This window comes from Pseudomonas fluorescens (assembly GCF_019212185.1).
Lineage (GTDB): Bacteria > Pseudomonadota > Gammaproteobacteria > Pseudomonadales > Pseudomonadaceae > Aquipseudomonas.
In genome coordinates this window covers 406,167-430,520 of the sequence record NZ_CP078138.1, presented here as the reverse complement: position 1 = coordinate 430,520, position 24,354 = coordinate 406,167, and the positions used below count along the sequence as shown (strand labels likewise).

Here is a 24,354-nt window from a genome sequence, read left to right as displayed (position 1 = left end):
GCGGGCAAGCCCGCGATGTGCGCAGCACGCGATTTATGCGGCTTGTTGGCTCGGCTCCTTGATCTTGTACCAGGCCACATACAGCGCCGGCAGGAACAACAGGGTCAGCAAGGTAGCCGCCACAATCCCGCCGATCATCGCGTAGGCCATCGGCCCCCAGAACACCTCCCTGGCAATCGGAATCATGCCCATGCTCGCCGCAGCGGCCGTGAGCAGAATCGGTCGCCGTCGGTGTTCGGTGGCCTGCACCACCGCATCCCAGGGCGTCGAGCCATTGCGTTCGAATTCGTCGATCTGGGTCACCAGGATCACCGAGTTACGGATGATGATACCGATCAACGCCAGAATCCCGAGGATCGCCACAAAGCCCATGGGCGTGCCCGTCGGCACCAGCGCCAACACCACGCCGATCAAGCCCAGCGGCGCGACGCTGACCACCAGGAACAGCTTCTGCACGCTGTGCAACTGGATCATCAGGAAGGTCGCCATCAAGAACACCATCAACGGCAGCACCTTGGCGATCGGCCCCTGGGCCTTGGCGCTGGACTCCACCGTACCGCCTGTTTCCACGGTGTAACCGGCTGGCAACGCCGCGGCGAACTCGTTGATCTTCGGCTCGAGCAGGCGCACCAGGTCCGTGGGCTGGATCTCGTCGCGCACCGCCGCCTTTACCGTGATCGTCGGCTTGCGATCACGGCGCCACACCAGTGGTTGCTCCAGTTCATAACGCACCGTGGCAAACGCCAGCAGCGGAATCGAGGTGCCGCTCGGGGTGACGATCTGCAGGTTTTGCAGGGTCTTGGTGCTGCCCCGTTCGGAATCCACGGCCCGCCCAATCACGTTGATCAGGTAAATATCGTCGTCGACCTGAGTCACGGTCGAGCCGCTGACAATGCCGTTCATCAAGCTGGCGACGTCTTCGGATGACAAGCCGAACTGACGCGCCTTGTCCTGCGCAATATCGACGCGCAACACCTTGCCCGGCTCGTTCCAGTCGAAAATGATCTCGCCGATGTGCGAGTTCTTGTCTAGCTCAGCGGCCAGGTCGATGGCATGTTTGCGCACCATATCGACGTCCTTGCCACTGAGCCGGTACTGGATCGGACGCCCTACCGGCGGGCCCATTTCCAGAGCCTGGACGTAGCTGCCGATGCCAACGAAATCCTTGCGCAGGCGTTCGCGCAGGCGCTGGCTGAGCATCTCGCGAGCCTTGAAGTCCTTGCTGACGATCACCAATTGCGCGTAGTACGGGTTCTGCAATTGCTGGTCGAGCGGCAGGTAGAAACGGATCGCGCCCTGGCCGATGTAGCTGCTCCAGCGCACGATGTCCGGGTCACCCTTGAGCGTGGCCTCGAGGCGATCGACCGCCTTGCGCGTTTCCTCCAGCGAAGCGTTTTGCGGCAGGTTCAGGTCGACCAGAATTTCCGGCCGGTCCGAGGCCGGGAAGAACTGATTCTGCACAAAGCGCATGGAGAACAGCGCCAGGGCGAAGCACAGCACGGTGATGCCGATGGCCCACCAGCGATTGCGCATGCTCCACAGCAAGCCGTTGTTGAACGCCCGACCGACCCGCCCGGGTTCGGTGGAGTGGGCTTTGACCTTGGTGCTGAGGATATGCACGCCGATCACCGGGGCAAACAGCACCGCCACGATCCAGGACACGATCATCGCCACCGCAATCACCGCGAACAGGGTGAAGGTGTACTCACCGGCCGAACTGGCGTTGAGGCCGATCGGCACAAAACCGGCGACGGTGACCAGGGTCCCGGTGAGCATCGGGAACGCCGTCGAGGTGTAGGCAAAGGTCGCCGCCTGCTCCTTGGTGTCGCCCATCTCCAGACGCGAGACCATCATCTCCACGGTGATCATCGCATCGTCCACCAACAGCCCGAGGGCGATGATCAAGGCGCCGAGGGAAATCCGCTGCATGGTGATGCCGCTGTATTCCATGAACACAAAGACCATCGCCAGCACCAGCGGAATCGAGCAGGCCACCACCAGCCCGGCGCGCACCCCGAGACTGATGAAGCTCACCACGAGCACGATGATCACCGCCTCGAACAAGGCGCTGGTGAAGCCACCGACCGCTTCTTCCACCACTTGCGCCTGGTCGGAAACGACATGGATGCCGATGCCCACCGGCAGGTCGGCGGTCAGTTGGTTCATGCGTGCGTGCAGCGACTTGCCGAATTCCTGGATGTTGCCACCAGCCTTCATGTTGATCGCCAGGCCAATGGCAGGCTCGCCGTTGAAGCGGAACATCGGCGCCGGTGGGTCAACGTAGCCACGGGTAATTTCGGCAATATCGGCCAGGCGGTAGAAGCGGTCGTTGAGTCGCAGGTTGACGGCTTGCAGGTCCTTTTCCGAGACAAACTGCCCGGAGGTACGCACGGAAATACGCTCGGGACCGGCCTCGATCACCCCCGCCGGGGTCACCGCGTTCTGCGATTGCAGGCTCTGCAGCACCTGGCGCTGGTCGAGGCCCAGGGCCGCCAGTTTGCGGGTCGAGAAGTTCAGGTACAGCACCTCGTCCTGCTGGCCGACCATCTCGATCTTGCCCAGCCCTGGCACGCTATGAATCTCCAGGCGGGCCTGCTCGACGTAGTCGCGCAACTGGCGCATCGTCAAGCCGTCAGCGGTAAACGCATAAACCGAACCGTAGACGTCACCGAACTCGTCGTTGAACGAAGGCCCCTGGATGCCGGAGGGGAAGCTGCCACGGATATCGCCGATCTTCTTGCGCACCTGGTACCAGATATCCGGAATGGACTCGGCCGGCGTGGTGTCGAGCAAGTTCACATACACCGTCGACTCGCCCGGACGGGTGTAGCTTTTCACATAGTCGAGGGAGTCCAGCTCTTCGAGCTTTTTCTCGATCCGGTCAGTGACCTGTTTGAGGGTTTCATCCTGGGTCGCGCCCGGCCAGCGGGTCTGGATCACCATGGTTTTGATGGCAAACGACGGATCTTCCTCGCGCCCCAGGTTGAGGTAGGAGAACACCCCCATCAACAAGGCGACGAACATCAGGTACCAGACGAATGACTGATGCTTCAGAGCCCATTCGGATAAGTTGAAACTCCCTTTCATTGCGGGCTTCCTTCGTCGATTTTGACTGTTTGTCCGGGTTTCAGGCTGTGCACCCCGGCAGTGACCACGCGCTCACCCTGGCTCACGCCACCGGCAAGCGTCGCGCTGCCGCCGCTGCGGCTGATAACGGTGATGTCCCGAGGCGAAACGGTCTTCGTCGCAGGGTCGACGACCCAGATGCGCGGCTTGCCATCCACGTCCTGCAGGGCCGTCAACGGCAGTTCGACTCGCGGCGCGACGCTCGAGCTGAGACTGACCCTGATCGAAGTGCCGAGGCGAAAGCCCGGCGGGGTCTCGGCCAAGGTCAGGCGCGCACGTCGGGTGCGGGTGGTGCTTTCAGCCTGAGGTTCGATTTCACGGACCACAGCCGTGGTATGGATGCTCGGGTCCAGTTGTGCCGTCACCTCAAACACCACATCGGCCGGCAACTGTTCGGCGAGCTCCGCCGGCAAGTCGATCACTGCTTCCTTGATGTCCGGACGCGCCAGGGTGACCACCTGCTGACCGGCTGTCACCACTTGCCCGGCCTCCGCACTCCAGGCGGTGATGACCGCCGCGTGATCGGCACGCAACTCGGTGTACGACAATTGATCACGGGCCTGGTCGACCGCGGCCTTGGCCTGATCCATCGAAGCCTGGGTGGTTTTCAGGTCGGTGTTGGCCGTGTCCAGTTGCGCCTGGGCACCGACGCCTTTATTGAACAACTCCTGTTGTCGCCGAGCCGTGGCCTGAGCATTGATCAGTTGCGCCTGGATCTGCGCCAGGCTGCCCTCGGCGGCGCGCAACTGGTTCTGTTGATCGGTCGGATCGAGGGTTGCCAGCAACGTACCAGCGCTGACCTCGCTGCCGACGTCAACACTGCGACTGGCAATACGTCCGCCCACGCGAAACCCGGTATTGCTCTCGTAACGCGCCTGGATACTCCCGGCAAATCGCCCCAGATCCTGCTGCCCCATCGCCTCGACCACCACCGAGAGGACCGGGCGAATCGGTGCCGGCGGTTCTTCCTGTTTCGAACAAGCCACCAGTAACAGGCCCGCCGACATTACTAACAAACGCTTCATGGCAGGCTCTCCGAGCTTTTATCAGACGGCGAGGCGATCTCCACCAGAACCCCCGGATGGAGCAGTTGCCCCCCGGCCGTGACCACCTTCTGCCCCGGCGTCAGACCGTCGCGAATCAGCACGCTGCCAGTCTGGTAGCGTCCAACCTGAACCGCATGCAGGCTTGCCTTGCCCTCGTCGTCCACCAGCCATACCGCCGGTTCATGGATTTTTTTGGTCAGGGACGACCATGGCAACTCGACGACCTTCTGCGCCGCGACATTGCCGGTGGCGCTGACCACCGAGCCCAGGCGCATGCCTGCGGGCAGCTCCTTGAGCGCCACCTTGACCTGCACCGTGCCGGTTTGCGCCGACACCGAGGGGGTCACTTCACGCACCGAGCCGGTGACCTGGATCTTTGGGTTGTCCAGCAGGCTGACCACAATATCCTTGGCGCTGGGCGCCTCCATCAGCAGCGATTCGTAAACGTTGAACACTGCATCCCGTTCGCCATCGCGGGCCAGGCTGAACACCGGCACCGTGGCCTGCACCACCTGACCGACTTCAGCCTGGCGCGCCGTGATCACGCCGGGGGCATCGGCCACCAGCGCGGCATAACTCAGTTGATCGCGGGCGTTGGCCAGTTGCGCCTGAGCCGCCACCAGGGCGCTCTTGCTGCTGAGCAAGGCGGCCTTGGCCGAGTCGTATTCGCTCTGGCTGGTGTAGCCCTTGGGCAGGAGTTTTTCCTGACGCACGAACGCTGCCGCCATCTGTGTGACGCGCGCCTGCTCGGCAACCACTTGAGCCTGGGCCGAGTCGACATTGGTCTGCAGGTCCTTGGGATCAAGGCGGGCCAGGACCTGATTAGCCGTCACCCGGTCGCCGACATCCACCGTGCGCTGGATGATCTTGCCCGCGACGCGGAAGGACAGATCGGTCTGCACCCGCGCCTGAATATCCCCGGTCAGCGTCACCGACGCCGCAAAATCAGCGGGTTTGACCTCTTGTACAAACACCCTCGGGCGTTCTTTTTCTACTACCGGCTTGTCGTTGCATGCGGTCAGCAACCCACAGAGACTCAGGTAAACGATGAACTTCATTGCGGGACCAGTCATGCAAGCTCCTTTGCTTGTTTCCTACAATTGCGCGACGTACGACCGATGAGCTTAGATCAGGGAAGACACAGCGCCTGCAGCCATTGAAAAATCAATGCAAACTGCACGAATTAAACAGTCCGGATCATGACATTCAGCATCGATTGCTTGGTGTCCGACATCAAAACCCGGCCACATTTCCCGTCGCGCATCAAAGGAATTTGCGGATGCTCAAGACCCTGGCGGTCGCCAACTACCGCTCGATCAACACACTGGTGATTGCGCTGGGTCGGCTGAACCTGATCACCGGCCCCAACGGCAGCGGCAAATCCAACCTGTACCGCGCCTTGCGCCTACTGGCCGAGACGGCCCAGGGTGGCGTGGTCAATGCGCTGGCACGGGAAGGCGGGCTGGACTCCACCTTCTGGGCCGGCCCGCAGACCCTGAGTCGACGCATGCGCAATGGCGAAGTCGCCATCGAGGCCAGTGTGAGCCAGGGGCCCAAGCGCCTGCGCCTGGGATTCGCCGGTGAGGATTTCAGCTACGCCATCGCACTGGGTTTGCCGAAGCCATTGCCCGAAGAAGTCTCCTATTTTTCCCTGGATCCGGAAATCAAGCGTGAATGCATCTGGGCGGGCGCGGTGTATCGACCGGCGAGTCTGCTGGTCAATCGCGCCGGGCCGATGATCAAGGCCCGTGAAGGTCGCGACTGGGATGTCCTGGCCCAACACACGCCGGCCTTCGACAGCCTGTTTGACCAGGTCGGCAGCCTGCGCGCTTCACCCGAGGTGTTGCTGCTGCGCGAACAGATTCGCGGCTGGCGCTTTTATGATCATTTTCGCAGCGACGCCGAGGCGCCCGCGCGCCAGGTGCAGTTGGGCACCCGCACGCCGGTGCTGCATCACGATGGCCGTGATCTGGCCGCCGCGCTGCAGACCATCCGCGAAATCGGCGATCCCCAGGCGCTGCAACAGGCTGTCAGCGATGCCTTCCCCGGCGCCCGACTGAACATCGTGACGCTGCATGGCGGGCGCTTTGCCATTGAGTTCCATCAGGAGGGTTTGCTGCGGCCACTGTCGGCTGCCGAACTGTCCGATGGCACCTTGCGCTATCTGCTGCTGATTGCCGCCCTGCTGACCCCGCGCCCGCCGACCCTGATGGTGCTCAACGAGCCGGAAACCAGCCTGCACCCGGACCTGCTGCCCGCGCTGGCCCGCCTGATCATCCGCGCCTCGCAGGATTGCCAGGTGTGGGTGGTGTCCCATGCCAGCCGGCTGATTGCGGCGCTGCAGCAGGATGAGCAATGCAATTGCATCGTGCTGGAAAAGAATTTCGGCCAGACCGAGGTGGTGGGTCAGGGAATGCTGGACGAGCCAGCGTGGAAATGGCCGGATTAACGGCGCAAAACACAGCGGTCTCAGGTTTTTCGTCGGAACGCCGCCCGAAGCAAGTTCGCTCCCACAAGGGCACAGCTCACAGTTGCAGGCAAAAAAACGCCGACGCTGCATCAGCCGTCGGCGTTATAACCTTGAAGGGGTTTAGAGCGTTATCAGAACGCAGGCAATACCGCGCCGCTGTACTTCTTGGCGATGAATTCCTTCACCTCAGGGCTGGTCAGGGCTTTGGCCAGTTTCTGGATGGCGACGCTGTCCTTGTTGTCTGGACGAGCCACCAGGAAGTTCACATAAGGCGAATCCGCGCCTTCGATGACCAGAGCGTCCTTCGCCGGGTTCAGACCGGCTTCCAGCGCGTAGTTGGTGTTGATCATGTCCAGGTCGACCTGATCCAGCACACGCGGGAGCATGGCCGATTCCAGTTCCTTGAACTTGAAGTTATGCGGGTTCTTGGCAATGTCCTTTGGCGTGGCCAGGGCGTTTTTCGGATCCTTGAGCTCGATCAGGCCGGCTTTCTGCAGCAGGATCAGGGCACGGCCGCTGTTGCTGCCTTCGTTGGGGATGGCGATGGTGGCGCCGTCTTTCAGCTCTGCCAGGCTTTTGACTTTCTTCGAGTAGCCGCCGAAAGGTTCGACGTGCACGCCGATCACGGTCACCAGGTTTGTGCCTTTGCCTTCGTTGAAGCTTTTCAGGTACGGCAGGGTCTGGAAGTAGTTGGCATCCAGACGCTTCTGGTCGACCTGTACGTTCGGTTGCACGTAGTCGGTGAAGACTTTGATTTCCAGATCCACGCCTTCTTTGGCGAGGGTCGGCTTGATCAGTTCAAGAATCTCGGCATGCGGCACCGGCGTCGCAGCGACCACCAGTTTCTCTCCGGCCTGGGCCAAACCAGCCGTCAGGGCAGCCGCCAATGCGGTAAACAACAGAACCTTTTTCATGCAGTGTCCTTAATTGTCGTTGTCGACAACGGCGTAAAAGTGGGTTGCCAGTGAAGTGCTATCGCTGGCGTGAAGCGGAAGATACCGAGGTTTTTTATTCCTGAACAATATCTTTTATTCACTTTCATATTCCATTTTGCTCATACAGAACCGTTACAGCAGTCCGGTCTGCGTGAGTACCCGCTTCAGCGCTTCACGTTCCGCCGCTGAACCCGATTGGACAATACGTTGGACCTGCGCCTCCACCTGCTGCACCGGTGACAACAGCGGCGGCAGGTTCAGGTGCTCCGGCAGAATCTCGTCGCCCGTGCTGACCAGCAACGCAAAGTGAATGACGTTTTCCAGCTCCCGGGTGTTGCCCGGCCAGCTGTGGCGCTCCAGCGCCAGCTGCGCGGTTTCGCTGATCAGCGGTACTGGCAAGCCCAGCCGCTGGCTGTAGATCCCCAGGAAATATTCAGCCAGGGACAAAATGTCACCCGGGCGCTCGCGCAGCGCCGGCAGTTGCAACTGGCCTTCGCTGAGGTAGCGATACAGCCGCTCAAGAAACTTCCCGGCCGCCACTGCCTGGGCCAGGTCGATGCTGGTTGCCGCTACCAGACGCACATCCACCGGGCTTGGATGTTGGGCGCCGACCCGGGTGACCTCGTGGTTTTCCAGGGCAGCGAGCAATTTGATCTGGATCGGCAACGGCAAATCGCCAATTTCGTCCAGGTACAGCGTCCCGCCGTTGGCCGAGCCGAACCAGCCGGCGCGACTGCTGGCTGAGCCATTGAAACTGCCGGCGGCATAGCCGAACAGTTCGGCGTCGGCGTAAGTCGGACTGATTGCGCCGCAATTGACCGAGACGAACAGCCCGCCGCGATCACTGGCCCGATGGATATGCCGCGCCAGCAGCTCTTTGCCGCTGCCGGTTTCTCCGCGAATCAGCACACTGGTCGAGCGCGGGGCCAGTTGTTCAAGTTCATGACGCAAGGTGCGCGAGCGCGGGTCGACGAACACCAGCGCCTTGGCGCGAATGCTCAACGGGCTTTTTTCAGCGTCGGGAAAGGTCAGCAACGGCTGACCGAAAGATTCATGCAAACTCATGGCAGGCTCCCGCCCAAAACCGCCGGCGGACGGGGGCGTTTAAATGAAAAAGGACAATCAGGCGCGTCGCAGCTGGTGATGTTCCATGCGGTTTTGCAGGCGATACAGGTAGGCAAAGCCCTGCTCCCAACGCTGGTGCCCCGACTTCACATTGATGTGCCCGGCACCGGCCAGGATGCCGGCCTCGGCGCCCCAGTGGCGTGCCAGTTCCAGCGCACGCGGGGCGCTGACGGCAGCATCGTTGTCGGAGCCCACCACCTGACTCGGGAATGGCAACAACTGCGTGGGGATCGGCGCGAAGTTGCGCAACGCCGGGGCGCACGCCGGACGCTCGACATCGGCCGGCGCCACCAACAAGGCACCGCGCACCTGGCGCAGCATCTGCAGCGGTGCAGTGGCCGCCCAATGCGCCACCGTGATGCAACCCAGGCTGTGGGCGATCAGGATCACCGGCGTGCTGTCAGCGGCAATCGCCTCGGCCAGGGCCGCTACCCAATCTTCACGGCGCGGCGTCAGCCAGTCGGCCTGCTCGACCCGTGCGCTATTCGGCAAACTGTTCTGCCAGTGGCTCTGCCAATGATCTTCTGGCGATCCCTGCCAGCCCGGCACAATCAGATAGCGAATGGATTCGTTGCGCATGGGGAAGCTCTCCTGTGCGTGTCTGTTCCTGATCCAGTATAGGGACGAGTCATATATTCGTTAAGGAATAAGAAGCTATTTATTAATACTCATAAGGAATATAAAACCATTTTCCTTTTTGCATAAAAAAAGGGCCGCACCCTGCCAAGGAGACGGCCCTTGAAAAGCAAAATTTAATTACCGTGCGGTGATCACCGACAACTTGGTGATGCCCGCTCGCTCGATCGAAGCCATTGCCCGCGCCACTTCGCCGTAATTCACACCGTCGTCGGCCTGCAGTTGCACACGCACCTCCGGGTCCTTGGCCTTGGCGGCCTGCAGGTTGAACTCCAGCAGGTCAGGGGCGATTTCATCCTTGTTGATGAACAGCTTGCCAGCGCCGTCGATGCTCACCACCAACGGGTCTTTCTGCTCCACCGGGGCGACCGCCTCGGTCTTCGGCAAGTTGATCGGAATGGCATTGGTCAACAGCGGTGCAGTGACGATGAACACCACCAGCAGCACCAGCATTACGTCCACTAGGGGCGTGACGTTGATCTCGCTCAGCACCTCATCGCTGTCTTGGGTGGAGAAGGCCATATCAGGACGCCTCCTTCACTTTCAGCGCGCCGCCCTGCACCGCCGGTTTCTGTGCGGCGGGGTGCAGCAGCACGCGGAACGCACTCTTCTGCGCCAGGCTGTAAAAGTCGTGGGCAAAGTCATCGAGATCGGCGGCGGTCAGCTTCAGGCGCCGCAGGAAATAGTTGTAAACCAGCACTGCCGGGACAGCGACCGCGATCCCCACGCCGGTCGCCACCAGTGCCGCGCCGATCGGCCCGGCCACGGTTTCCAGACTCGCCGAGCCGGCGGCGCTGATGCCTTTCAAGGCTTCCATGATTCCCCACACGGTGCCGAACAAACCAATGAACGGCGACGTGCTGCCAATGCTCGCGACCACCGCCAAACCGGTTTCCAGTGAACGCCGCTCCCGCACAATTTGCTGGCGCAAGGCGCGCTCCAGGCGATCTTGATGGTTGATCGCCTGGCTCAGATCGGCCGCCGGTGCGTCGCCGACCTGGATCGCTGCGTAACCGGCCTGCGCCACTCGGGCTGCAGCACCGGGCTGGGTCTCGCTCAGCTCGGCCGCCGCGTCGAGGCTGGAGGCGGCCCAGAACTGCTTATGGAATTTGCGATCCTGCGCCTTGAGGCGAGCGAACTGCACGCCCTTGAGCAACGCCAGGCCCCAGGTGGCGACGGAAAAAACCACCAGCAGCCAGATCACCGCGCTTTCGATGGATTCGAGTGGAGATGCCAGTAACGTCATGATGTGTTCCCTCTGTGTAAACGTTTAGCGCGAATAGGTTGCTGTTCAATGAATCTTGAAATCGATGGGCACGCTGACCCAGCCGTCCTGGGCCACGTCGCCCTGTTTGGCCGGGACGAAACTCCAGCGCTTCACCGCGCTTAAAGCCGCGTCGTCGAGTTGCTGGCGGCCACTGCTTTTCTGAATCTGGATCTCACCCGGCTTGCCGCTGGCCAACACATGCACCCTTAACAGCACCGTGCCTTCCCAACCGCGGCGCTGAGCCAGCGACGGGTATTCCGGCGCCGGATTTTTCAGGTAAGCGGCGTTGGCCGAGGCCGGCGTCACAGGCGCGGGCGCCGACGGTGCAGGGGGGGCCGGAGCCGCCACAGGCGCTGCCGGTTGCGCGGGTGCAGGCGGTTGTTGAACCGCCTTGGGCGCAGGTTTGGGCGTCGGTTTCACCACCGGTTTGGGCTTGGGCTTTGGCGCCGGCTTGGTGGCCAGTTCATCGACCACCGGTGGCGGTGGCGGTGGCTCAACCACGGGCGGCGCAGGTGCAGGTGGCGGCGGCTCGACCACCGGCGGTGCCGGACGCGAGAACTCGATGGTCATCGGCGGAATTTCCGGCGGGACAATCGGCAGCGCCGGGGTCGGTTGTTGATTGACCCAGTAAATCACCGCGCCATGCACCAGCACTGCCAGCACCGCGAGCGCAATCGCCTCACGCCGACGCAGACTGCTTTTCGGCGTCTGCTGCAGGCGCAATTGGCCCAGCGGCGTGCGGTACGGTCGACCTAGATCGACCAGCTCGGCACTCGGTGCCTGGCGCCACGACACCTCATGTGCGCTGGCGGCGGTCTGGACGTTGCCCATTGAATGACTCCCTAAGGTCTCTTTGCGAATAACCCGCCACCCACGCTTGTACAGCCCCCCGCGCTGGTGTCAGGGGGTGAATGATTGGCGTGGATGGCTTATCCCTTAAAGTAATTTTTAAGGCTTCGTATAGATCAGAAAGGAATATGTAACTTTGCGGAATGACGCAGAACCGCGCCGATCAAGGGCTGCAGCGAAGGGAGCGAAAGTCGATGCTTTGCAGGCATCAAAAATATTCACGCAAGGCATGGAAAACCCACCTTCCCTGTGGGAGCGAGCCTGCTCGCGAAGATTTTGAGGGCGCTGCGGACTTTCAGGTACAACGCGTCATCGTTAACGTTTCTCGCGAGCAAGCTCGCTCCTACGACCCAACGCCAGCAACTGCTCTTCCAGCGCCTTACCCGCCCGGCTCAAGCCACTGCGCGCATACAGCGCCAGCCGCACGCCCTGGATATCCGGCAAGCCGCTGCTGGCCTCGAGCACCCGATGTCCAGCCGTCACCACGCGCACCGGTAACAGGCTGATGCCCAACCCGGCAGTCACCGCCGAGCAAACACTGGCCAGGCTCGCGCTGGAATACGCAATGCGCCAGCGCCAGCCACCGACCTCCAGGTGATGGAGCATTTCGTGGCGATACAGCCCGCCCACCGGAAACGCCACCAGGGGCAACGGCTCGCGACCGAATGCCGGGTTCTCGACACTGTCGACCCAACACAGGGGCTCCGGCCAAGAGGCCAGGCACTCATCGTTGTGGCCCATCTGCTTGACCAGCAACAGATCGAACTCACCGCGCTGGTACAAGCGGCGCAACTCCGGCCCCAGGCCGCTGGTGACCTCCAGGCGCACCCCGGGATACTCCACGCCAAAAGCCGAGAGCAACGGCATCAGACGCTCGGCGGCGAAGTCCTCCGGCACCGCCAGGCGCAACACCCCTTCGCTTTGCTGATGAATCAACACGTCCGCCGCTTCGTCATGCAAGGCCAGAATGCGCCGGGCATACGCCAGCAGGCGCTCGCCTTCCGCAGTAGCGACCACGCGGCGTTGATCACGATCGAGCAGCTTGCAGCCGAGGCTCTCTTCAAGCCGGCGCACCTGCTGACTGACGGTGGATTGGGTCAGGTGCAGGCGCTCGGCGGCGCGGGTGAAGTTTTCGCTGTCGGCCACGGCAACAAAACTGCGCAGCAATACCGGATCGAACATGGGCGCCACCATTACGCTTGCCACTGATTGGCATGGTTATATTTAATTTCAGAATACAACAGGGCCTCACCATACTGGCGGCCAATCTGTCGTCTCGGGAGTCTGTCGATGACCCTGCGCAAAAAGCTTAAATACAGCCTCCTGTGCGCTGGGCTGTTTATGGTGGGAGAGGTCATGGCCAATAACGATGCATTGCTCAAAGCAGTACGCGAAGGGCAACTGCAGCAGGTGCAAAGCCTGATCCAGCAAGGCGCCGAGGTGAATGTTAGGGGTCTGGATGGCAGCAGCCCACTCCTGTTGGCCACCGCCGACAATCAGGTCGAAATCGCCCGGGCGCTGATCGAGGCCGGGGCCGACGTCAATCAGAAAAACCTGATTCAGGACAGCCCCTACCTGCTGGCCGGCGCCAGCGGTTACAACCAGATCCTCAGTCTGACCCTGAGCCACGGCGCCGACCTGAAAAGCACCAATCGCTACGGCGGCACGGCGCTAATCCCGGCGTGCGAGCGTGGCCACGTCGAAACCGTGCGCCTGCTGATTGCCGCCGGTGTCGACCTGAATCACGTCAACCGCCTGGGCTGGACCTGCCTGCTGGAAGCGATCGTGCTGGCCGACGGCGGCCCGGCGCACCAGCAGATCGTCGCCCAACTGATCGCCGCCGGGGCCGACCTGAATCTGCCGGACAACGCTGGCGTCAGCCCGTTGCGTCACGCCGAACAACGCGGCCAACAAGCCATCGCCAAACTGCTGCGCGACGCTGGCGCCTCGTGACCTCCCAGGATTTTCCATGACCTCATCGCGCCTGCAGTCCTTCGCGGGCTGGCTGTTATTGATCGCACTGGGTGTGAACCTGCGGCCGATCCTCAGCTCAGTCAGTCCCTTGCTCAACGAGATCCGCGGCGCCACCGGCATGACCTTTCAAAGCAGTGCCTGGCTGACCAGCCTGCCGGTGATCTGCATGGGCCTGGTCGCCCTGCTGGGCATTCGCCTGGAAGCGCGCCTGGGTGAACGTCGCGGGATTGCCCTCGGCCTGCTGTTGATCGCCCTCGCCTGCCTGCTGCGCCTGCTGCTCGACCAGGCCGCGACCCTGCTCGCCACGGCCCTGCTGGGCGGTGTCGGCGTGGCCTTGATCCAGGCGCTGGTGCCAGCCCTGATCAAGCGCCGCTTCGCCGGCCGCGTGGCCCTGGCGATGGGCGTGTACTCGGCGTCGCTGATGGGCGGTGGCGGCTTCGCGGCCTTGCTCAGCCCGCACCTGGCGAGCCATTTCAGTCATTGGCAGGCTGGGCTCGGCGTCTGGTTGTTGCCGGCGTTGGCGGCCCTGATGCTGTGGCTGTGTGTACCGGCGAGCGGCGCACACAACGCCAGCGTCGCCACGTCCGACGAAGCGCTGTGGCGGCAGCGGCGAGCGTGGATGCTGGCGCTGTATTTCGGCCTGATCAACTGCGGCTACATGAGCATGGTCGCCTGGCTGCCGGCCTATTACCTGCAACTGGGCTGGAGCGCTACACAGAGCGGCTCGCTGCTGGCGTTCATGACCATTTTCCAGGTCAGCGCCGCCCTACTGATGCCAGCCCTGGCGCAACGGCGTATTGACCGGCGTCCGTTGCTGACTATCAGCCTCGTCGCCCAGGCCCTGGGTTTTTCGGGCCTGGTGCTGTGGCCGCTGGATGCACCGCATGTCTGGGTAGCACTGATCGGTTTCGGCCTTGGCGCCTGCTTTGCCCTGAGCCTGCTGCTGACCCTCGACCACCGCCGCGACCCACGGCAAGCCGGGCAACTGGCGGCCTTTGTGCAAGGCGTAGGGTTTCTGATCAACGCCATCTCGCCGTGGCTGAGCGGCTGGCTGCGCGAACTCACCGGCAGCTTCACCAGCGCCTGGTGGGTATTGATTGTCACGGTGCTGGCAATGCTGGTGCTGACGCGGGTGTTCAGTCCGGCGAGTTACCAGCGCAAGGCCAGTACTGACAACACCCCCTGTAGGAGCGGGCTTGCCCGCGAAGAACCTGAGGACGCCGCGTGGATTCAGGCTGCCGCGCGTCATCGTTGACGAGCATCGCGAGCAGGCTCGCTCCTACGATGGGATGTGGCTGATCTCGGGATCTGCGGTCACCACAAACCCTGCGGGAAATATCTGACAAGGCTTTCAGGTTGTCGCTCGGAAGCGGTCTCTTTAGGCTTCGACGGTCGCTGCCCATTCAGCGATCGGGCGTCGCGGCCCGGATCAATCAAGGCGCACAGCGCCATCATTCGCTTTGAGTTGGCGCTTTTTTATCGTCTACTGCTTTGCGTTATGGCAGCTGTGCGCGGGATACCTTCGGGTATGCCGGGTTCCTTGATTCCCGGTCCGCGAACCTGCGTACAGCTGCCACCCTCCATCGCGTCGCGGCGATGTGTGGCAGCTCCGCCAATCAAGGAGCTTTACCATGCACAAAATCACTCAAAATCCCCCGCCACCCCACACCTTTTCCCCCTACGCCAGCCCCGACACCCGCACCCTCCACGACGCCGCCGAACGCGCGCTGAACCACTACTTCGGCCCGGCCTCCCGACCTTCCGAACCACCAGAAAAACCCGCCTCGCATGTCTTTAGCGTGATCCCCAATCAGGACACCGAAACCCTGCTGATCCACGCCTCGCAAACCCTGGCGGCGGTCGATGTCATGAGCACTGATCTGGCCTTCGAGCTGGAAGGCAAACAGCGCCATGTGGCGCTGGCGATCCAGCAGATGGTTTCGCTAGGCGCTCTGTTGGTGGAGCAGACACTGGAGCGGATTGATCAGCCCAGGGCTATGCATTTGGGCGAATGATCCACGCTCTGTTGACCGACCCCAAACCCTGGAGCGGGCTTGCCCGCGAAGAACCTGAGGACGCCGCGTGGATTCAGGCTGCCGCGCGTCATCGTTGACGAGCATCGCGAGCAGGCTCGCTCCAGGGAGGGCGTGCATATTCCAATATCATCTAACAACATAAAAACTGATCAATTGACGGCATATCAAATCCCCTTTAAAACCTCAGGCATCCCTCACCACCAAGCCCTTTCCAGGACGCCGCAAAAACCATGGACCTCCGCCAGCTGCGCTATTTCATCGCCCTCAACGAGCACCGCAGCTTCGTCCGTGCCGCCGACGCCATGGGCATCACGCAGCCGGCTTTCAGCCGTAGCATCCAGGGGCTGGAGCAGGAGTTCGGTTGCGTGCTGGTGGATCGCGGGCACAAGGATTTGCGCCCCACACCCGAGGGCCAGGTGGTGTTGCAGCATGCCTTGAGCCTGGTCCAGGGTGCTGCCTTGCTCAGCACCCAGGTGACGCAGATGACCAAGCTCGATGCCGGTGAAGTACGCTTCGGTTGCGACCCGGCGGCGGCCGCCAGGCTGGTGCCGGACGCGGTGGCGCGCCTGGTCAACTCACACCCGAAGCTGCGCAGTTGTTTTCAGGTGGATAACGGCCAGCGACTGAGCCGCGCCCTGAGCCGCGAAGAGATCGAATTTTTTATCGCCGACATCCGTCATTTCGAGGCCGATCCGAATTTCCAGACCCGTGCGCTGACCCCAAGACGCAGCGTGTTCTTCTGCCGACCGGGGCACCCACTGCTGGCCAAGGAAAGTCTGTCGACCAATGACATGTTCGTCTATCCGCTGGCGACCACGCAGTTGCCGGCGGGCATTCGCAAATCACTGGCCAACCTCAGTGGCCGCAGCGATTTTTCGCCGAGCATCGAGACCGAGCACGTGCCCGCGCTGCTGAAAATCGTGCTGCAGTCCAACGCCATCGGCGTCGCCAGTGCCGAGGAGATCACCGACGACAGCGTGGCCCTGCTGCAGTGGCGCAACCTGCCGCCGCACCTCGAGAGCTTGAGCACCCGCTGCGGGATTGTCACCCGCACCGGGTATCGACTGTCCCCCGCCGCACGGGCCCTGATCGACATTCTGCAGATGCTGGATCAGCCACCGCAGCCCGCGCTCACACCCGCAACCCCGGCGCGACCTCTGCCTGCGGCGCAGCCTTGCGCGTGAAGCGGTTGGCCCGGCCAAAGGTGCCGAAGTCATTGAAGCGCACCCCCATCTCGCGCATCACCTTGTGCGCCACCGGCACGGTCAACTGGCGGATATAAAACGGCTCCTTGACCACGAAATGATGGATACCGTGGCTGCTGCCGAAGTTGAAGCAGAACGCCTGCAGCGGCCACAGCCACCAGGGGTTGAGCACCTGGGTCTGCTGCAATACGTTGCCCGGTTCGACGTCGCCGTAGTAGTGCATGTTGGAGCTGACAAAGTGCAGGCAAAAGGTGCGCAAGACATTCGGTCCAATGATCACCACCGCCGCGATATCAATCACCTGCATGACCGCCAGCGTGGAGTCCGACCACGGCACGGAAGTGCCCGCCAGATAAGCCACGGCGGTGATGGCGTGAAAGCCGAGAAACACGTACCACGCGCCCCAATGCAGCAACGCCAGCGGTGCATAGACCTTGAGCACCCGGCGCAGGATGCTCCACTTATGCGCCCAGGTGGGCGCCCGCAACAGGCGAATCAACGCCGCCATCAGGTTATCGCCGACCATCAACAGACGCACGACACCCCAGGGTTCGCCATTGGTGATGGCGCGCTCCTCCATGTCGGCCTCGGTACCCGACACCTTGTGGTGATTGAGGTGCAAGTGGCGGCGGATCCACGGATTGATGGTGCTCGGCCGCGCCAGCCAGACCAGCCCGAGCATCAGGTTGTGGGGCACGCGCTGTTTGCGGAAATACATGCTGTGGATCAGGTCGTGCTCCAGCTCATGGGTCAACGACGCCAGAAAAGCATTGAGCAGCAGGCACGCCCACCACACCAGGTGACCGTTGATGTACAACACCGCCGAGCCGACCATCCCGGCCAGGGCGAACGCCAGGATGCCCGCTCCCAACGCATCCTGATGCTTGAGCAACGGATAGCGCTCACGCAATTCGACACCCTTGGCCAGCACCACTTCACGAATATGCGCCGAACGTTGCTGGGCATTCAGGCGATCGGGACTTGCAGAAGTACCGTGCATGCTTCCATCCTCTGGTTATTGAGGTTCGCATGCTGCCTTGCGCGGTCGCCCCGGGCGCTAGCTGTGGACGCCAACCTGTTGACCGGAAGCGCCAATCATCATGATTGAACCCACCTCCCTCGCCAGCTGGACGCGCGCACTGCGCAAACAACTCGATGCCCTGGGCCTGGACAGCGGCGCCCTGTGCCTGCAGGCCGGACTCGACCCGCAACTGATGGACGATCCGAATGCCCGCTACCCGCTATCAGCCACCACTCGCCTGTGGGAATTGGCGGTGCAGGTCAGCGGCGACCCGGCGATCGGCCTGCGGGTCTCGCGCTTCGTCAGCCCCACCACCTTTCACGCACTGGGCTATGCGTTGGTGGCCAGCGGCAGTCTGCGCGAAGTGTTCGAGCGCATCGTGCGCTATCACCAGGTGGTCAGCGACGCCCTGGAGTTGCACCTGAGCCGTGACGAGGACCGCTACTGCTTCACCCTCAGCGTTCCCGAGAACAGCCCGGCACCGGCACCGGAAGCCATCGATGCTTTCGCTGCGATCTACGTGCGCACCTGCCGCAATCGCCTGGGTCGTGAATACGCGCCGCTGGCCGTGTACCTGCGCCGCCCGCAACCGGCGGATCCGCACCCCTGGCACAAGGTATTCCGCGCCCCGGTGCATTTCGCCGCCGCGCAAGACCGCCTGGAATTCTCTCTTGATGACTTCGACAGCCACCTGGACGACGCCAACCCGGAGTTGGCCGAGCACAACGAAACCGTGCTCAAACGCACCCTGGCGCAACTCAAGCCGCTGACCTGGGAACGCAAGGTCCGCGATGCCATCGAGGAGCAATTGCCCGAAGGCGAGCCCAGCGCCGAACGCATCGCCCATACCCTGCACCTGAGCTTGCGCAGCCTGCAACGCCACCTGGCGGACGAGGGTTGTCGCTTCGACACCTTGCTCAACGAAAGCCGCGAAAACCTCGCCCTGCTGCATCTGCGCGACCCGCAGTGTTCACTCAGCGAGATCAGCTACCTGCTGGGGTTCGCCGACACCAGCAGCTTCAGCCGCGCTTTCAAACGCTGGACGGGCATGACGCCGGGGCAGTTTCGGGATGGGTTGGGGTAATCCTTCAAACCATGTTCCGCAGGCCTGCGGCATCGAGAATCTCGATCGTGCCGTATCCAATCCGCAGCAGCCCCTGGCTTTCCAAATCCTTGAGGATCTGATTGGTGGTCTGCCGTGACAACGACAACAGCAGCGCCAACTGCTCCTGGGGCAACTGCAATACCCGGCGCGCCGGTTCGATTTCACCGTAGCCGTCGGCGATCATCAGCAAGCGCTGGGCGACGCGGGCTGGTGCTGGCAGCAGGGTCAACTGCTCGATATTGATGAAGGTCAGGCGCAATTTATGGCTCATCAATAACGCCAGCTGGCGCCAGTAACGAGGGTGTTCGTCGAGGAAGGCGAGCAGCGCCGCCTGGGGAATCTGCAGCAGGGTGCAAGGCCCCACAGCGTAGGCGTCGTGGGTTCGTGGCTGGCCGTCGAACAGGCAAATCTCGCCGAACCACTGTGCCGGCTCGATCAGACTCAACAGCGCTTCCTTGCCCTGCTCGCTCACCGCGCCGATTCGCACCGCCCCCTCGAGCACCGCGTACAAACCACAGGGCGCGTCGCCCCGGCCGAACAGGCGCTGCCCCGGCGTCAGCCGTCGCACACGGGCCAGGGCCAGCAGACTATCCTGTAACTCAGGCGCCAGGTGGCTGAACCACTGGCCTTGCATCAGGCGCGAACGCCAGACCGGGATTTGCATGCACTCTCCAAGCTGATTGTCGTCTGGCTGACAGAGCGCCGACGGACCGCAGGGCATGATCGACATCCCTACAGGAGGAAATAACAATGAAAAGCCTCGTTGACCATCTCAGTCAATACGCTGCCTACCACCGTGACCCGCGCAACATCGCCAGTCACTTTATCGGGATTCCGTTGATTGTGGTGGCGGTGGCCGTGCTGCTGTCGCGCCCCGAATGGGTCGTGGGCAGCCTCTGGATTTCACCGGCAGTCATCGTGGCGTTGTTTTCGGCGTGGTTCTACCTGCGCCTTGAGCTGGCGCTGGGGGTGCTGATGACGGTGCTGATGGGGCTGTCGGTTTGGGCCGGACACGCGCTGGCGGCGCAGAGCACGATGGTGTGGCTCAGCAGCGGGATCGGGATGTTTGTGGTGGGCTGGGTGATCCAGTTTGTCGGGCACTACTACGAAGGCAAGAAGCCGGCGTTTGTCGATGACGTGTCGGGGTTGATCGTCGGGCCGTTGTTTGTGGTAGCGGAGTTGGCGTTTCTGCTGGGGATGCGCCAGGAGCTCAAGCAGCAGATCGAACAGCGCTCGGGGCCGGTGCGGGTGAGCAAGAAAAATGTGGCAGCGTGAACCGCCCCCCTAAGGACCGCTCCCACATTTTTTTGACGAGTGAACCTAGATGTTCGCGACTTTCTGCCAAACCTTCGGCTTGAAGAACAACGTCTCGCCCTTGGCCAAGCCGGTCAGGCTGTCGTGGTCCTTGACCACTTCCGCCTCGATCAACTCGCTCTGCCCTTCGACTTTGAGGGTCACCCGAGTGGTCGCGCCCAACGGACGGATGTCGCGCACTTGCGCTGCGTGGTGATCTTCCAGTTCATGGCGCGACAGCGACACTTCATGGGGACGGAACAACACATGATTGTCCTCGCCCAGGTGCAAACGGTTCGAGTCGCCGAGGAAGTGGTAGACAAAATCGCTGGCCGGATTCTCGTAGACCTGGCCTGGTGAGCCGATCTGTTCGATCACGCCCTTGTTCATCACCACGATGCGATCAGCGACTTCCATCGCCTCCTCCTGGTCGTGAGTCACGAACACCGAGGTCAGGTTGATGTCCTCATGCAGGCGCGCCAACCAGCGGCGCAGTTCTTTACGGACCTTGGCGTCGAGGGCACCGAATGGCTCGTCGAGCAGCAGCACCTTGGGTTCCACCGCCAGAGCGCGGGCCAGGGCGATACGCTGGCGCTGACCGCCGGACAACTGTTCCGGGTAGCGATCCGACAACCAGTCCAGTTGCACCATGTTCAGCAATTCGTGGACCTTGGCGGCAATCTGGCTTTCGTTTGGACGCTGGTTCTTCGGCTTCATGCGCAGGCCGAACGCGACGTTGTCGAACACCGTCATGTGGCGAAACAGCGCGTAGTGCTGGAACACGAAACCGACGTTGCGATCACGCACGTCGTGGCCGGAGACGTCTTCACCGTGGAACACGATGTTGCCTTGATCCGGGGTTTCCAGGCCGGCAATGATCCGCAAAAGAGTGGTCTTGCCGCAGCCGGACGGGCCGAGCAAAGCCACCAACTCACCGCTTTGAATGTCCAGGCTGATGTTGTCCAGCGCCTTGAACGCATTGAAATTCTTGCTGACGTTACGCACTTCGATCGACATGAATTATTCCTCCGCGGCGCTGGCGCGCAGGCGGTTAATACGGTTTTCGCTCCACTGCTTGAGCAGCAGGATGAAGAGCGCCAGGATCAGCAACAGGCTCGCGACGGCAAAGGCGGCGACGTGGTTGTACTCGTTGTAGAGGATCTCGACGTGCAACGGCAAGGTGTTGGTCACCCCGCGAATATGCCCGGACACCACCGACACCGCGCCAAATTCACCCATCGCCCGCGCTGTACAGAGCACCACGCCGTAGATCAGACCCCATTTAATGTTCGGCACGGTCACATGCCAGAACATCTGCCAGCCGTTGGCGCCCAGCAGGCGTGCGGCTTCCTCTTCCTGAGTGCCCTGCTCTTGCATCAGCGGGATCAGCTCACGGGCCACGAACGGCACGGTAACGAAGATTGTCGCGAGAACGATGCCCGGCAAGGCGAAGACAATCTGGATGTCGTGATCCGACAGCCACGGGCCGAAGAAGCCCTGGGCGCCGAACATCAGCACATAGACCAGACCGGCGATCACCGGCGACACCGAGAACGGCAAGTCGATCAGGGTCACCAGCATGCTTTTGCCACGGAACGAGTACTTGCTCACGCACCAGGCGGCGCTGACGCCGAACACCAGGTTCAACGGCACCGAGATCAGCACGGCGATTACCGTCAGCTTCAGCGCGGACAGGGCGTCCGGTTCGAAGATCGCGGCGAAGAAAGCCCCCAGGCCCAGTTTCAGGCCCTGGGACACCACGATAAACAACGGCAACAGCAGGAACAGGGCAAAGATCAGCCAGCCCAGGACAATCAGGACGCGCCGGGCGCCGGGGCTGCCACGGCGGGCGGCGTTGGCCGAGGATGCGGCGCTAATAGACGATTGGGACATGGTTCGCGCCTCCTTATGGGGTTTCGATGCGCCGCTGCAACAGGTTGATCAGCAGCAACAGGACAAAGGAAACCACCAGCATCAACACGCCAATGGAAGTGGCACCGGTGTAATCGTATTGGTCGAGCTTGACCATGATCAGCAACGGCAAAATTTCGGTTTTCATCGGCATGTTGCCGGCGATGAAGATCACCGAACCGTACTCACCGACACCGCGCGCGAACGCTAGGGCGAAGCCGGTCAGCCAGGCTGGCAGCAGCGCCGGCAGCAGGATGTAGCGGAACACTTGCAGGGGTTTGGCACCCAGGCACGCGGCGGCTTCTTCGATTTCCTTGGGGATATCGGCCAACACCGGTTGTACCGTACGTACCACGAACGGAAGGGTCACAAACGTCAGGGCAAGGGTGATACCCAGGGGGGTATAGGCAATCTTGAAACCGAGGTCCGCGGCAAACTGACCGACCAAACCATTAGGTGCGTAGAGCGCGGTCAAGGCGATACCGGCGACCGCCGTCGGCAAGGCGAACGGCAGGTCGATCATCGCGTCGATGATTTTGCGCCCTGGGAAGGTGTAGCGCACCAGCACCCAGGCCAGCAGCGTACCGATGATGCCGTTGATCACGGCTGCGCACAGCGCGGTGCCGAAGCTCAACTTCAACGCCGCCAGCACTCGGGGGGCGGTGATGATGGCCCAGAACTGCTCCCAGGTCAGTTGCGCGGCATGCACGAACATCGCCGCCAGGGGTATGAGTACGATCAGGCTGAGGTACACCAAGGTGTAGCCCAGCGTCAGCCCGAAGCCGGGTATGACGGGGGAGATACGACGCGACATAAAAGTCCTTGGTCAATGGCTGGTTACAACTGTAGGAGCGAGCCTGCTCGCGAAGGCGGTGACTCAGACAACAAAGGGGTTGGCTGATCGTCCGTCATCGCGAGCAGGCTCGCTCCTACAGGTAAGGCGGTCGTCAGATTACTGCGCCTGATAGATCTGGTCGAACACTCCGCCATCATTGAAGAATTTTGGCTGCGCGGATTTCCAGCCGCCGAAGTCCTTGTCGATGGTCACCAGGTCCAGGCTCGGGAACTGCTTGGCGTATTTGGCGGCCACTTCCTTGTCACGTGGACGGTAGAAGTTTTTCGCCGCGATCTCCTGCCCGGCCGGGCTGTACAGGTGCTTGAGATAGGCTTCGGCGATCTGCTCGTTGCCCTTTTTCTCGGCGTTCTTGTCGACCACGGCCACCGGCGGCTCGGCAAGGATCGACAGCGACGGCACGACGATGTCGAACTTGTCCGCGCCGCCATCTTCCTTGAGTGCCAGGAAGGCTTCGTTTTCCCAGGCCAGCAACACGTCACCCTGACCGTTGTTGACGAAGGTGATGGTCGAGCCGCGTGCGCCGGTGTCCAGCACAGGCACATGCTTGAACAGGGTCTGCACGTATTCCTTGGCCTTGGCTTCATCGCCACCGTTGGCTTTCAGGCCATAGGCCCAGGCCGCGAGGAAGTTCCAGCGCGCACCGCCCGAGGTTTTCGGGTTCGGGGTGATCACTTCCACGCCGTTCTTGGTCAGGTCGCCCCAGTCCTTGATGCCCTTGGGGTTGCCCTTGCGCACCAGGAACACGATGGTCGAGGTGTAAGGGGTGCTGGCATCGGGCAGACGCTTCTGCCAGTCGGCGGGCAGGGTCTTGCCCAACTTGGCGATTTCGTCGATGTCACCGGCCAGGGCCAAGGTCACCACGTCGGCACGCAGGCCATCGATCACCGCCCGGCCTTGCTTGCCAGAGCCACCATGGGACTGCTGGATCTTCACGTTGTCGCCAGCGTGTTCTTTCTTCCAGTAGTTGATGAATTCGGCGTTGTATTCCTGATACAGCTCACGGGTCGGGTCGTACGACACGTTCAGCAACTCGTAATCCTTGGCAACCGCGGAACCGGCAAAAATGGCACTGGCCAGAGCGGCCAAAGCGTAACGGCGAATCGACGACATGGTGAAGCTCCTGAAATTTTTGTGTGGGCTGTTCTTATGGTTTTCTGGAAACGGGTTGCCGGTGCCGGGCAGACTCAGCTCGGCTTGTTGCCGGCCGGGCTCTGCAGGCGGAATTTTTCCTTGCGCTCGATCTGCACCACTTGGGCGTTGTGCACGGTGATCTCTACCGCGCCAAAACGCAGATCGCGCAGGGCGCTCTGGATTTCGCGCAGAATGGTGGCTTCGTCATGTCCGTCAACGCTACGTAGAGATGCGCTCATGGTGCTGCTCCTGAAAGGGGAAGTGCCTGGCAGTGGCGGCACTGCTTGCGGCGTAGGAGCAATAGTAGAGAGCCATAGATATTCTTAAAAATACTATTTAAGAATGTTTATATAACCGAATGACTGGAT

24 protein-coding genes are annotated in these 24,354 nt (G+C 61.9%); 7 read left to right on the top strand and 17 right to left on the bottom strand.

Annotated features, from left to right (window positions below; translation table 11 throughout):
- Positions 1 to 33: 33 nt before the first annotated feature.
- Genes KW062_RS01830 through KW062_RS01820 form a run of 3 tightly spaced genes read right to left on the bottom strand, consistent with a single transcriptional unit; the run spans position 34 to position 5,245 of the window.
- A complete protein-coding gene (locus tag KW062_RS01830; protein WP_027617240.1) occupies positions 34 to 3,087 on the bottom strand; it encodes an efflux RND transporter permease subunit in 3,054 nt (1,017 codons plus the stop codon).
- The gene (locus KW062_RS01825) at positions 3,084 to 4,151 is read right to left on the bottom strand and encodes an efflux RND transporter periplasmic adaptor subunit (RefSeq protein ID WP_105754117.1); all 1,068 of its coding nucleotides are present in this window, start codon (positions 4,149 to 4,151) and stop codon (positions 3,084 to 3,086) included. Before KW062_RS01825 ends, KW062_RS01830 begins: the two co-directional genes overlap by 4 nt.
- Positions 4,148 to 5,245 (bottom strand): efflux RND transporter periplasmic adaptor subunit, encoded by a 1,098-nt coding sequence (locus tag KW062_RS01820; RefSeq protein WP_105754118.1) that lies wholly within the window; start codon positions 5,243 to 5,245, stop codon positions 4,148 to 4,150. Before KW062_RS01820 ends, KW062_RS01825 begins: the two co-directional genes overlap by 4 nt.
- A gap of 206 nt (positions 5,246 to 5,451) precedes the next feature.
- Between KW062_RS01820 and KW062_RS01815 the strand changes: the two genes are divergently transcribed.
- The gene (locus KW062_RS01815; protein WP_105754119.1) at positions 5,452 to 6,621 is read left to right on the top strand and encodes an AAA family ATPase; all 1,170 of its coding nucleotides are present in this window, start codon (positions 5,452 to 5,454) and stop codon (positions 6,619 to 6,621) included.
- 152 nt (positions 6,622 to 6,773) lie between these two features.
- On the opposite strand, the gene KW062_RS01810 is transcribed toward KW062_RS01815, so the two are convergent.
- The 7 genes from KW062_RS01810 to KW062_RS01780 form a co-directional block, all read right to left on the bottom strand.
- Complete coding sequence (locus tag KW062_RS01810; RefSeq protein WP_027617236.1) at positions 6,774 to 7,556, bottom strand: MetQ/NlpA family ABC transporter substrate-binding protein; 783 nt, start codon at positions 7,554 to 7,556, stop codon at positions 6,774 to 6,776.
- A 153-nt stretch (positions 7,557 to 7,709) separates the two neighbouring features.
- Positions 7,710 to 8,642: a sigma 54-interacting transcriptional regulator gene (locus KW062_RS01805; protein WP_027617235.1), complete on the bottom strand. Its 933-nt coding sequence runs from the start codon at positions 8,640 to 8,642 to the stop codon at positions 7,710 to 7,712.
- Between the two features lie 57 nt (positions 8,643 to 8,699).
- The gene (locus tag KW062_RS01800; RefSeq protein WP_027617234.1) at positions 8,700 to 9,281 is read right to left on the bottom strand and encodes an alpha/beta hydrolase; all 582 of its coding nucleotides are present in this window, start codon (positions 9,279 to 9,281) and stop codon (positions 8,700 to 8,702) included.
- A 177-nt stretch (positions 9,282 to 9,458) separates the two neighbouring features.
- Positions 9,459 to 9,860: an ExbD/TolR family protein gene (locus tag KW062_RS01795; protein WP_027617233.1), complete on the bottom strand. Its 402-nt coding sequence runs from the start codon at positions 9,858 to 9,860 to the stop codon at positions 9,459 to 9,461.
- Between the two features lies 1 nt (position 9,861).
- The gene (locus tag KW062_RS01790; RefSeq protein WP_027617232.1) at positions 9,862 to 10,584 is read right to left on the bottom strand and encodes a MotA/TolQ/ExbB proton channel family protein; all 723 of its coding nucleotides are present in this window, start codon (positions 10,582 to 10,584) and stop codon (positions 9,862 to 9,864) included.
- Between the two features lie 45 nt (positions 10,585 to 10,629).
- Positions 10,630 to 11,436 carry an energy transducer TonB gene (locus KW062_RS01785; protein WP_105754120.1) on the bottom strand — a complete coding sequence of 269 codons (807 nt, stop codon included), beginning with the start codon at positions 11,434 to 11,436 and terminating at the stop codon, positions 10,630 to 10,632.
- A gap of 333 nt (positions 11,437 to 11,769) precedes the next feature.
- Positions 11,770 to 12,636: a LysR substrate-binding domain-containing protein gene (locus KW062_RS01780; RefSeq protein ID WP_027617230.1), complete on the bottom strand. Its 867-nt coding sequence runs from the start codon at positions 12,634 to 12,636 to the stop codon at positions 11,770 to 11,772.
- Positions 12,637 to 12,744: 108 nt separating this feature from the next.
- Between KW062_RS01780 and KW062_RS01775 the strand changes: the two genes are divergently transcribed.
- The 4 genes from KW062_RS01775 to KW062_RS01760 all read left to right on the top strand — a co-directional run bounded on the left by KW062_RS01775 (position 12,745) and on the right by KW062_RS01760 (position 16,648).
- Entirely contained in the window at positions 12,745 to 13,407 is a 663-nt protein-coding gene (locus KW062_RS01775) for an ankyrin repeat domain-containing protein (protein ID WP_027617229.1), read from the top strand.
- Positions 13,408 to 13,423: 16 nt separating this feature from the next.
- Entirely contained in the window at positions 13,424 to 14,683 is a 1,260-nt protein-coding gene (locus tag KW062_RS01770) for a CynX/NimT family MFS transporter (protein WP_105754121.1), read from the top strand.
- A gap of 376 nt (positions 14,684 to 15,059) precedes the next feature.
- Positions 15,060 to 15,443, top strand: coding sequence for a DUF6124 family protein (locus KW062_RS01765; protein WP_218424819.1), 384 nt, complete (start codon positions 15,060 to 15,062; stop codon positions 15,441 to 15,443).
- A 251-nt stretch (positions 15,444 to 15,694) separates the two neighbouring features.
- Positions 15,695 to 16,648 (top strand): LysR family transcriptional regulator, encoded by a 954-nt coding sequence (locus KW062_RS01760; RefSeq protein ID WP_105755913.1) that lies wholly within the window; start codon positions 15,695 to 15,697, stop codon positions 16,646 to 16,648.
- On the opposite strand, the gene KW062_RS01755 is transcribed toward KW062_RS01760, so the two are convergent.
- Positions 16,596 to 17,669: a fatty acid desaturase gene (locus tag KW062_RS01755; RefSeq protein WP_105755914.1), complete on the bottom strand. Its 1,074-nt coding sequence runs from the start codon at positions 17,667 to 17,669 to the stop codon at positions 16,596 to 16,598. The two genes, KW062_RS01760 and KW062_RS01755, sit on opposite strands and share 53 nt — an antisense overlap.
- A 100-nt stretch (positions 17,670 to 17,769) precedes the next feature.
- Here KW062_RS01755 and KW062_RS01750 point away from each other — a divergent pair, with 100 nt between their 5' ends.
- The gene (locus KW062_RS01750) at positions 17,770 to 18,774 is read left to right on the top strand and encodes an AraC family transcriptional regulator (protein WP_027617227.1); all 1,005 of its coding nucleotides are present in this window, start codon (positions 17,770 to 17,772) and stop codon (positions 18,772 to 18,774) included.
- 4 nt (positions 18,775 to 18,778) lie between these two features.
- Here KW062_RS01750 and KW062_RS01745 read toward each other — a convergent pair whose 3' ends face one another.
- Positions 18,779 to 19,459 carry a Crp/Fnr family transcriptional regulator gene (locus tag KW062_RS01745; protein ID WP_105755915.1) on the bottom strand — a complete coding sequence of 227 codons (681 nt, stop codon included), beginning with the start codon at positions 19,457 to 19,459 and terminating at the stop codon, positions 18,779 to 18,781.
- Between the two features lie 86 nt (positions 19,460 to 19,545).
- On the opposite strand from KW062_RS01745, the gene KW062_RS01740 reads away from it, so the two are divergent.
- Positions 19,546 to 20,070, top strand: a complete 525-nt coding sequence (locus KW062_RS01740) for an Mpo1 family 2-hydroxy fatty acid dioxygenase (RefSeq protein WP_027617225.1) — start codon at positions 19,546 to 19,548, stop codon at positions 20,068 to 20,070.
- A 45-nt stretch (positions 20,071 to 20,115) separates the two neighbouring features.
- Here KW062_RS01740 and KW062_RS01735 read toward each other — a convergent pair whose 3' ends face one another.
- From KW062_RS01735 to oscA, 5 genes are all read right to left on the bottom strand, one after another.
- A complete protein-coding gene (locus KW062_RS01735) occupies positions 20,116 to 21,105 on the bottom strand; it encodes a sulfate/molybdate ABC transporter ATP-binding protein (protein ID WP_027617224.1) in 990 nt (329 codons plus the stop codon).
- Between the two features lie 3 nt (positions 21,106 to 21,108).
- The gene (gene cysW, locus KW062_RS01730) at positions 21,109 to 21,981 is read right to left on the bottom strand and encodes a sulfate ABC transporter permease subunit CysW (RefSeq protein WP_027617223.1); all 873 of its coding nucleotides are present in this window, start codon (positions 21,979 to 21,981) and stop codon (positions 21,109 to 21,111) included.
- 13 nt (positions 21,982 to 21,994) lie between these two features.
- The gene (cysT, locus tag KW062_RS01725; RefSeq protein ID WP_105755916.1) at positions 21,995 to 22,813 is read right to left on the bottom strand and encodes a sulfate ABC transporter permease subunit CysT; all 819 of its coding nucleotides are present in this window, start codon (positions 22,811 to 22,813) and stop codon (positions 21,995 to 21,997) included.
- Between the two features lie 138 nt (positions 22,814 to 22,951).
- The gene (locus KW062_RS01720; protein ID WP_027617221.1) at positions 22,952 to 23,965 is read right to left on the bottom strand and encodes a sulfate ABC transporter substrate-binding protein; all 1,014 of its coding nucleotides are present in this window, start codon (positions 23,963 to 23,965) and stop codon (positions 22,952 to 22,954) included.
- 74 nt (positions 23,966 to 24,039) lie between these two features.
- Positions 24,040 to 24,225 (bottom strand): sulfur starvation response protein OscA, encoded by a 186-nt coding sequence (gene oscA / locus KW062_RS01715; protein WP_027617220.1) that lies wholly within the window; start codon positions 24,223 to 24,225, stop codon positions 24,040 to 24,042.
- Between the last annotated feature and the right edge of the window lie 129 nt (positions 24,226 to 24,354).